The following is an 8,094-nucleotide window of genomic DNA, read 5'->3' on the forward strand; positions in this document are numbered from 1 at the left end:
CGTTCTGCCTGATAGCGCTACGCTTATCAGGCCTACCAAACCATAACCCGGCCGAGCTTTGCGACGCCGGGCTTTTTTATGCAAAAAAAATGCGGACGCAAGGTCCGCAAAAGTTCACGTTGGCTTTAGTTATTTCGAGTATGAGAGAAATTCTCAAAACGGACAGTAGCTTCAAGGGTTAAAGGGGTACCGTTCCGTTTCTGTGGTGCATTATTAAACAGAAAGCTTGATAGGGATAATCGTTCGTTGCTATGCTACCTATCGCTACGAACTATCGTGGCGATGGAGGATGAATAATGAATATTCGTGATCTTGAATACCTGGTAGCGCTAGCCGAACATCGTCACTTCCGACGAGCGGCAGACTCCTGTCACGTTAGCCAACCCACGCTGAGCGGGCAGATCCGCAAGCTGGAAGATGAGCTTGGCGTCATGTTGCTGGAGCGTACGAGTCGTAAGGTGCTGTTCACCCAGGCTGGTTTGCTGCTGGTGGATCAGGCGCGCACCGTGCTGCGCGAGGTCAAAGTGCTCAAGGAGATGGCAAGCCAACAAGGCGAGACAATGTCTGGCCCGCTGCATATTGGTTTGATCCCAACGGTGGGGCCATACCTGCTGCCGCATATTATCCCTATGTTGCACCAGACCTTTCCAAAACTGGAAATGTATCTTCATGAGGCGCAGACGCATCAGCTGTTGGCGCAACTGGATAGCGGCAAGCTCGACTGCGTCATTCTGGCGCTGGTCAAAGAGAGTGAGGCGTTCATCGAAGTACCGTTATTTGATGAGCCTATGATGCTGGCGATCTATGAAGATCATCCATGGGCAAACCGTGACTGTGTTCCGATGTCCGATCTGGCGGGTGAAAAACTGCTGATGCTGGAAGATGGCCACTGCCTGCGCGATCAGGCGATGGGCTTCTGCTTTGAAGCGGGTGCTGATGAAGATACCCATTTCCGGGCAACCAGTCTGGAAACGCTGCGTAACATGGTAGCGGCAGGAAGCGGTATTACCTTGCTGCCTGCGCTGGCCGTTCCGCCGGAGCGTAAGCGTGATGGTGTCGTTTATCTGCCATGCATTAAACCCGAACCGCGTCGCACGATTGGTCTGGTGTACCGTCCTGGTTCGCCGCTGCGCAGCCGTTATGAACAGCTGGCAGAGGCCATCCGTGGATCAATGGATGGCCATTTCGACAGTGCGTTAAAACAGGCGGTTTAAGCCATTTAGCGCCGCTACCCGATAGGCTTCTGCCATGGTTGGGTAGTTAAAGGTGGTGTTAACGAAGTACTCGATAGTGTTACCACCACCTTTTTGCTCCATTATCGCTTGTCCGATGTGAATAATTTCGGCCGCGCGCTCCCCAAAGCAGTGGATCCCCAAAATCTCTTTGGTTTCGCGATGGAACAGGATCTTCAGTGTTCCGACACTCATACCCACGATTTGTGCACGTGCCAGATGCTTAAACTGGGCGCGGCCAACCTCGTATGGAACTTTCATTGCCGTGAGCTGCTGTTCTGTTTTACCAACGGAGCTGATTTCCGGAATGGTGTAAATTCCGGTTGGGATATCTTCGATCAGATGCGCGGTGGCTTCGCCTTTTACCAGTGCCTGGGCGGCAATGCGTCCCTGGTCGTAGGCCGCTGATGCCAGGCTCGGATAACCGATCACATCCCCTACGGCATACACATGCGGCAGCGCCGTCTGGTACATGCTGTTGACCTTCAATTGCCCACGGCTGTCGGTTTTCAGACCAATATTTTCCAGCGCCAGCGAATCGGTATTACCGGTACGGCCATTGGCGTACAGCAGGCAGTCGGCCTTCAGTTTCTTACCGGACTTCAGGTGCATGATGACGCCGTCATCGCAACCTTCAATCTTCTCATACTCTTCGTTGTGGCGAATGACCACACCGCTGTTCCAGAAGTGGTAAGAGAGCGAGTCGGACATCTCCTGATCGAGGAATGCCAGCAGACGATCACGGGTGTTGATTAAATCAACTTTGACGTCCATTCCACGGAAGATCGACGCATATTCACAGCCAATGACCCCCGCGCCATAAATCAGCACATGACGGGGTTCGTGGTGCAGGCTCAGGATAGAGTCACTGTCGTAAACCCGGGGATGCGAAAAGTCGACATCAACAGGGCGATAAGGACGCGAACCGCAGGCAATAACAAACTTATCCGCAGTCAGCGTTTCCACCGTACCGTCGTGACATTCCAGGGCAATCGTGTGTTCATCAACAAAACGGGCATTTCCCTGCAAAATTTCGCAGTGGTTGCGTTCGTAAAATCCTTGCCGCATACGTGTTTGCTGATTAATAACGTTATCAGCGTGGTTGAGAATATCGGCGAAAGAAGAACGAAGGAGTCGGGAGTGGTCGCTGTACAGTGGGTTCTGATTGAATTCAATAATGCGGCTGACGGCGTGGCGGAGAGCTTTCGACGGGATGGTGCCCCAGTGGGTACAACCTCCGCCGACGTTATGATAGCGCTCAATTACCGCGACGCGCGCTCCTTGCTTAACCAGACCCATTGCCGCGCCTTCGCCGCCGGGACCGGAACCTATTACTATTGCATCGTAATCGTAAGAATGTGACATGGTCAGGCTTACCTGTTCTTATACATAAAAGCAACAGAATAGTAACATCGTTGTTGAGATAACCCAATTATCGTTGTGCTTTTTTGCGAACTCGAAGCACAAACTGCGCGTAAACAATCATTCACAAAGCCATGCCAACCGCCTAATCTCTGGTATAGTGCCAGCAAGGTATGTGGAAGGATTCAGACATCGTGATGGGCGTTAGAGCGCAACAAAAAGAAAAAACCCGGCGTTCGCTGGTAGAAGCCGCATTTAGTCAACTGAGCGCTGAGCGCAGTTTTGCCAGTCTCAGTTTACGCGAAGTTGCTCGTGAAGCGGGCATTGCGCCAACCTCGTTTTATCGCCATTTCCGCGATGTGGATGAACTCGGCCTGACGATGGTGGATGAAAGCGGTCTGATGCTGCGTCAGTTGATGCGCCAGGCGCGCCAGCGTATCGCGAAGGGCGGGAGTGTGATCCGCACCTCGGTCTCAACATTTATGGAGTTCATCGGCAACAATCCCAACGCCTTCCGTTTATTATTGCGCGAGCGTTCGGGGACATCCGCAGCGTTTCGTGCAGCGGTCGCTCGTGAAATTCAGCACTTCATTGCGGAACTTGCGGACTATCTGGAACTCGAAAACCATATGCCTCGTGCGTTTACTGAAGCGCAAGCCGAAGCCATGGTAACCATTGTGTTCAGCGCCGGGGCAGAAGCACTGGATGTTGGCGCTGAACAGCGCCGACAGCTGGAAGAGCGGCTGGTATTGCAACTACGCATGATCGCGAAAGGCGCATTTTATTGGTACCGCCGTGAACAAGAGAAGATGACGCACCACTCCGAGTAACGAGAAGGACAAGCAATGAAACAGTCAGGTCAAGATAAAGGTACGCTGCTGCTGGCGCTGGTTGCTGGCTTATCGATCAATGGTACATTTGCGGCGCTGTTTAGCTCCATTGTGCCATTCTCAGTATTCCCGATCATTTCGCTGGTGCTGACGGTGTATTGTCTGCATCAACGCTATCAGAATCGCACTATGCCTGTGGGATTGCCGGGCCTGGCTGCCGCCTGCTTTATCCTCGGCGTTCTGTTGTACAGCACTGTGGTACGCGCTGAATATCCGGATATTGGCTCTAACTTCTTCCCGGCGGTACTGTCTGTGATTCTGGTGTTCTGGATCGGCTTTAAAGTCCGTAACCGTAAACAGGAAATTGCGGAGTAACAGTTGTAGCGGTAGGCCGGATAAGGCAACGCCGCTATCCGGCAATCTGAACAGGTAGCGCTTATCCAGCCTACGTTCTGTCTTACTTCTTGGTTAACAGTACGCCGCACTCCATATGGTGCGTATACGGGAACTGATCGAATAGCGCCAGACGTGAAACATTGTGCGTCTGGCTTAACGTTTCCAGATTCTTACACAGCGTCTCCGGATTGCAGGAGATGTACAGAATGCGCGGATACGCCTGCACCATTTTCTCCGTTTCGCTGTCCAGACCGCTGCGCGGTGGGTCAACGAAGATAGTTTCACACTGGTAACTCTTCAGATCGATTCCCTGCAAACGGTTGAACTCGCGAACGCCGTTCATCGCCTGAGTAAACTCTTCGGCCGCCATGCGGATAATTTGTACGTTATCAATATGGTTAGCCGCAATGTTGTACTGTGCCGCAGCCACGGACGGCTTGGCGATTTCCGTCGCCAGTACGCGGTTGAAGTTTTGTGCCAGGGCTAACGAGAAATTGCCATTGCCGCAATACAGCTCCAGCAGGTCGCCTTTTGAGCATCTGGTGACATCAATCGCCCACTCCAACATCTGAATATTCATGGCGGCGTTCGGCTGGGTGAAGCTGTTCTCAACCTGGCGATAGATAATCTCTTTACCCGCAACCGGCAAGCGTTCGTCAATGTAGTCCTGATCCAGCTCGATTTTGGTTTTGGTTGCCCGGCCAATCAGATGTACGTTCAGGTTTTTCGCCCGCAGCGCATCCCGCAGCGCTTCAGCTTCCTGACGCCATTCATCATCCAGCTTTTTATGGTACAGCATCGATACCACCGCCTGATCGCTCAGGGTTGTGAGGTAATCAATCTGAAACAGTTTGTGACGCAGGACGTGGTTGTTGCGAACGCCTTCGATCATTGCCGTCATCAGCGTGTTGATAAGCTCACTGGCTGCCGGGAAGCTGTCGACACGGATACGGTTTTTGGTCTGGCTGTCGAACATGATGTGGTACAGATCATCACCTTCATGCCACAAACGGAATTCCGCGCGCATACGGTAGTGGCTGACCGGTGAGCGAAACACTTCCGGAGCCTGTGCATAAAATGGCGTCATTAAGCTCTGCAGACGCACCACTTTTTCAGCTAACTGTGCGTCGTACTGTTCTGTCGGAAGGTGTTCGGGGGTCATGATGCGTCCTGAAAAATAAAAGTACGCGGGGATTGTAGGGATTGCTCATCAGATGTCCAGTCATTGATGATTTCCGATATTGTGATACGCAGTCTGGACAGTGGGTTGTAACAAACTGTAGCATCCGTTTTCCGGTCCTGTGAGTTAAAAGGGAATCCAGTGTGAATCTGGAGCTGACGCGCAGCGGTAAGGAAGGTAGGGGATGAGCGCACCTGGTGCAGACACTGCGGCATGCCGTGGGAAGTTATCGTCTCTTTAAGTTGCCTCCAAGCCCGAAGACCTGCCGGCTAACGTCGCATCTGGCTTTCATCATCGCGTACTATCGGTGGGACCTGCGGCATCCTTCTTATATTGTGGATGCTTTACAATGATTAAAAAATCGTTGCTGTGCACGGCACTGTCCGTCACGGCATTTTCTGGTTGGGCACAGGATACTAGCCCAGATACTCTCGTCGTTACTGCCAACCGTTTTCAGCAGCCTGTTAACACCGTCCTTGCCCCCACTGATGTGGTGACGCGTGAAGATATTCAGCGCTGGCAGTCAAAAGATCTCAATGATGTCATGCGCCGATTGCCGGGCGTAGATATTTCGCAAAGCGGCGGTATGGGGAAAAGCTCCTCGCTGTATGTTCGCGGTACTGAGTCCCGGCATGTCCTGGTATTGATTGATGGCGTGCCGATGGCGCGTGCGGGCATCGGTAATGCGATTGATATTGGTCAGATTCCGGTATCGTTGGTGCAACGTGTTGAATACATTCGCGGGCCGCGTTCAGCGGTGTACGGGTCTGGCGCGATCGGTGGTGTGGTTAACATCATTACGATGAGTGATGAAGAGAAATCACAGATCAACGCAGGTATGGGGACTGATGGTTATCAGACCTACGACGGCACGATAAATAAACGATTTGGTGACACGATGGTGACGGCGGCTGGCGCTTACCAGACGACCAAAGGCTTTAACATTCAACCTGATTCCCCTTACAGCGGCGACAGCGATCGCGATGGTTATCGCAACAAACTGTTCTGGGGCGGCTTGCAGCACAAGTTTAACGATAACTTCTCCGGTTTCTTCCGTGGTTACGGCTACACGGCGAATAGCGATTACGATCAGGGCTCTTATGGCTATGCTGGCGGTAATGACGAAGCTCAGAATTACACTCAGTCCTGGGATTCCGGCCTTCGTTACAGCTCAGGTATCTATTCCGCCCAACTGATTGCTAACTACCAGCATCTCAAAGATTACAACTATAGCAATCAACTCGGTCGTTATGCGGGGGATGCTACGCTGGATAATATGGAGCAGCGCTATATTCAGTGGGGAAATAACGTTGAGGTTGGGCATGGAGCGATTAGCGGTGGTGTCGACTGGAAACAAGAAAAGCTGACTTCCAGTAGTACCACGAAATCGGACGCTTATAAACGTGATACGACCGGACTTTATCTAACTGGGCAACAACAAATTGAAAGCGTCACGCTGGAAGCCTCAAGCCGTGAAGATCATGATGAACAATTCGGCTGGCATGGCACCTGGCAGACTGCTGCAGGCTGGGAGTTTGTTGATGGCTACCGTGCAACGCTCTCTTATGGCACAGGTTTCCTGGCTCCTTCACTTGGTCAGCAATACGGGGCTACGCGTTTTGCTTCTTCCTATGGGCCGGGTATTGCAGCCAACCCGAATTTGAAACCGGAAGAATCTAAACAGTGGGAAGCAGGGATTGATGGATTGACAGGGCCGCTTGATTGGCGTCTTTCTGCATATCATTATGAAATTCAAAACCTGATCGATTACAAGAATAACCAGTACGTCAACGTTAAGTCAGCCACGATTAAAGGGCTGGAATGGACTGGGAATGTTACGACAGGCCCGGTAGATCATCACCTGACGCTACAGTATGTTGACCCGCGGGATGATGATACGAATAAGGTACTCTATCGCCGAGCAAAACAGCAGGTTAAGTATGAGTTAACTGGGCAGGTTCAGGACTTGGGGTGGAACGTTGCTTATCAATATATAGGTGAACGTTACGATAATGATTACGACAATAATCGTGATGTTAAATTGGGCGGTGTCAGCTTGTGGGATATCGGAGTGTCATATCCAATCACCTCACAGCTGACAGTTCGTGGTAAAATCGCCAACCTGTTCGATAAAGATTACGAGACAGTTTATGGCTACGCAACTGCAGGACGGGAATACACCTTGTCTGGCAGCTACACCTTCTGATCCCCGTCCCACCGTGCTGGTATTTGATTCCGGCGTCGGTGGGTTGTCGGTCTATGACGAGATCCGGCGTCTTCTGCCGGATCTCCACTATATCTACGCTTTCGACAACGTCGCCTTTCCTTATGGAGAGAAGAGCGAGGAGTTTATCGTCGAGCGTGTTGTTGAGATTGTGACTGCGGTCCAGCGGCGCTATCCCCTCTCTCTTGCGGTCATCGCGTGTAATACAGCAAGCACGGTGTCGCTCCCTGCGTTACGTGAGAAATTTGCTTTCCCGGTTGTGGGCGTGGTGCCTGCGATTAAACCGGCAGCGCGACTCACGGCGAACGGTGTTGTGGGGCTACTGGCTACACGTGCAACGGTGAAGCGCTCGTATACCCATGAGCTGATTGCGCGATTCGCTAACGAATGCCAAATTGCAATGTTGGGTTCTGCTGAGCTGGTGGAACTTGCGGAAGCGAAGCTACACGGTGAAACAGTTTCTCTGGAAGAGCTGCGGCGTATTCTGCGTCCGTGGCTGCGGATGTCTGAACCACCTGACACTGTAGTGCTCGGCTGCACTCATTTCCCCCTATTACAGGAAGAGCTTTTACAGGTCCTGCCCGAGGGGACGAGACTGGTGGATTCTGGTGCCGCGATAGCGCGCCGCACGGCCTGGTTGTTAGAGCATGAAGCACCAGATGCGAAATCAACCGATGAGAACGTCGCATTTTGTATGGCAATGACGACAGAAGCTGAACAATTATTGCCTGTGCTACAGCGCTATGGCTTTAAAACGCTCGAAAAACTGTCAGTTTAAGTGGTTTTGATGAAAAAATACGCACTCGGAAGATTATTTTAAATTTCCCCTTGTCAGCCTGAAATAACTCCCTATAATGCGCCTCCACTGAC

At 51.8% G+C, this 8,094-nt stretch carries 7 protein-coding genes and 1 riboswitch; of the genes, 5 read left to right on the forward strand and 2 right to left on the reverse strand.

Annotated elements, in window-relative coordinates; translation table 11 throughout:
- The first annotated feature begins 296 nt into the window (after nucleotides 1-296).
- Nucleotides 297-1,214: a DNA-binding transcriptional regulator OxyR gene (gene oxyR / locus OGY18_RS01560; protein WP_008787060.1), complete on the forward strand. Its 918-nt coding sequence runs from the start codon at nucleotides 297-299 to the stop codon at nucleotides 1,212-1,214.
- Here the strand turns inward: oxyR and sthA are convergent.
- Nucleotides 1,197-2,597: a Si-specific NAD(P)(+) transhydrogenase gene (gene sthA / locus OGY18_RS01565; RefSeq protein WP_003028860.1), complete on the reverse strand. Its 1,401-nt coding sequence runs from the start codon at nucleotides 2,595-2,597 to the stop codon at nucleotides 1,197-1,199. The genes oxyR and sthA overlap by 18 nt on opposite strands.
- 191 nt (nucleotides 2,598-2,788) lie before the next feature.
- Here sthA and fabR point away from each other — a divergent pair, with 191 nt between their 5' ends.
- Together fabR and OGY18_RS01575 are read left to right on the forward strand one after the other, a co-directional pair.
- On the forward strand, nucleotides 2,789-3,424 hold the full coding sequence (gene fabR / locus OGY18_RS01570; protein WP_003028862.1) for an HTH-type transcriptional repressor FabR: 636 nt from the start codon (nucleotides 2,789-2,791) through the stop codon (nucleotides 3,422-3,424).
- 15 nt (nucleotides 3,425-3,439) lie between these two features.
- Nucleotides 3,440-3,799 (forward strand): YijD family membrane protein, encoded by a 360-nt coding sequence (locus OGY18_RS01575; protein ID WP_003825114.1) that lies wholly within the window; start codon nucleotides 3,440-3,442, stop codon nucleotides 3,797-3,799.
- A gap of 82 nt (nucleotides 3,800-3,881) precedes the next feature.
- On the opposite strand, the gene trmA is transcribed toward OGY18_RS01575, so the two are convergent.
- Complete coding sequence (gene trmA / locus OGY18_RS01580; RefSeq protein WP_191221959.1) at nucleotides 3,882-4,982, reverse strand: tRNA (uridine(54)-C5)-methyltransferase TrmA; 1,101 nt, start codon at nucleotides 4,980-4,982, stop codon at nucleotides 3,882-3,884.
- A gap of 115 nt (nucleotides 4,983-5,097) precedes the next feature.
- A riboswitch (cobalamin riboswitch) is annotated at nucleotides 5,098-5,284 on the forward strand.
- A gap of 65 nt (nucleotides 5,285-5,349) precedes the next feature.
- Here trmA and btuB point away from each other — a divergent pair.
- Nucleotides 5,350-7,206: a TonB-dependent vitamin B12 receptor BtuB gene (gene btuB, locus OGY18_RS01585; RefSeq protein WP_286551391.1), complete on the forward strand. Its 1,857-nt coding sequence runs from the start codon at nucleotides 5,350-5,352 to the stop codon at nucleotides 7,204-7,206.
- Nucleotides 7,151-8,002, forward strand: a complete 852-nt coding sequence (murI, locus tag OGY18_RS01590) for a glutamate racemase (RefSeq protein ID WP_286551394.1) — start codon at nucleotides 7,151-7,153, stop codon at nucleotides 8,000-8,002. The genes btuB and murI overlap by 56 nt, the downstream gene beginning before the upstream one ends.
- The last annotated feature ends 92 nt before the right edge of the window (nucleotides 8,003-8,094 follow it).

Source organism: Citrobacter sp. Cpo142 (assembly GCF_030332425.1).
In the GTDB taxonomy this organism is placed as follows: Bacteria; Pseudomonadota; Gammaproteobacteria; order Enterobacterales; family Enterobacteriaceae; genus Citrobacter; species Citrobacter portucalensis.

Excerpts from the sequence above, each read along its gene's own strand:
- btuB (WP_286551391.1), top strand. The coding sequence starts at position 5,350 with ATGATTAAAAAATCGTTGCTGTGCACGGCACTGTCCGTCACGGCATTT.
- sthA (WP_003028860.1), bottom strand. The coding sequence starts at position 2,597 with ATGTCACATTCTTACGATTACGATGCAATAGTAATAGGTTCCGGTCCC.
- oxyR (WP_008787060.1), top strand. The coding sequence starts at position 297 with ATGAATATTCGTGATCTTGAATACCTGGTAGCGCTAGCCGAACATCGT.
- trmA (WP_191221959.1), bottom strand. The coding sequence starts at position 4,982 with ATGACCCCCGAACACCTTCCGACAGAACAGTACGACGCACAGTTAGCT.
- murI (WP_286551394.1), top strand. The coding sequence starts at position 7,151 with ATGGCTACGCAACTGCAGGACGGGAATACACCTTGTCTGGCAGCTACA.
- OGY18_RS01575 (WP_003825114.1), top strand. The coding sequence starts at position 3,440 with ATGAAACAGTCAGGTCAAGATAAAGGTACGCTGCTGCTGGCGCTGGTT.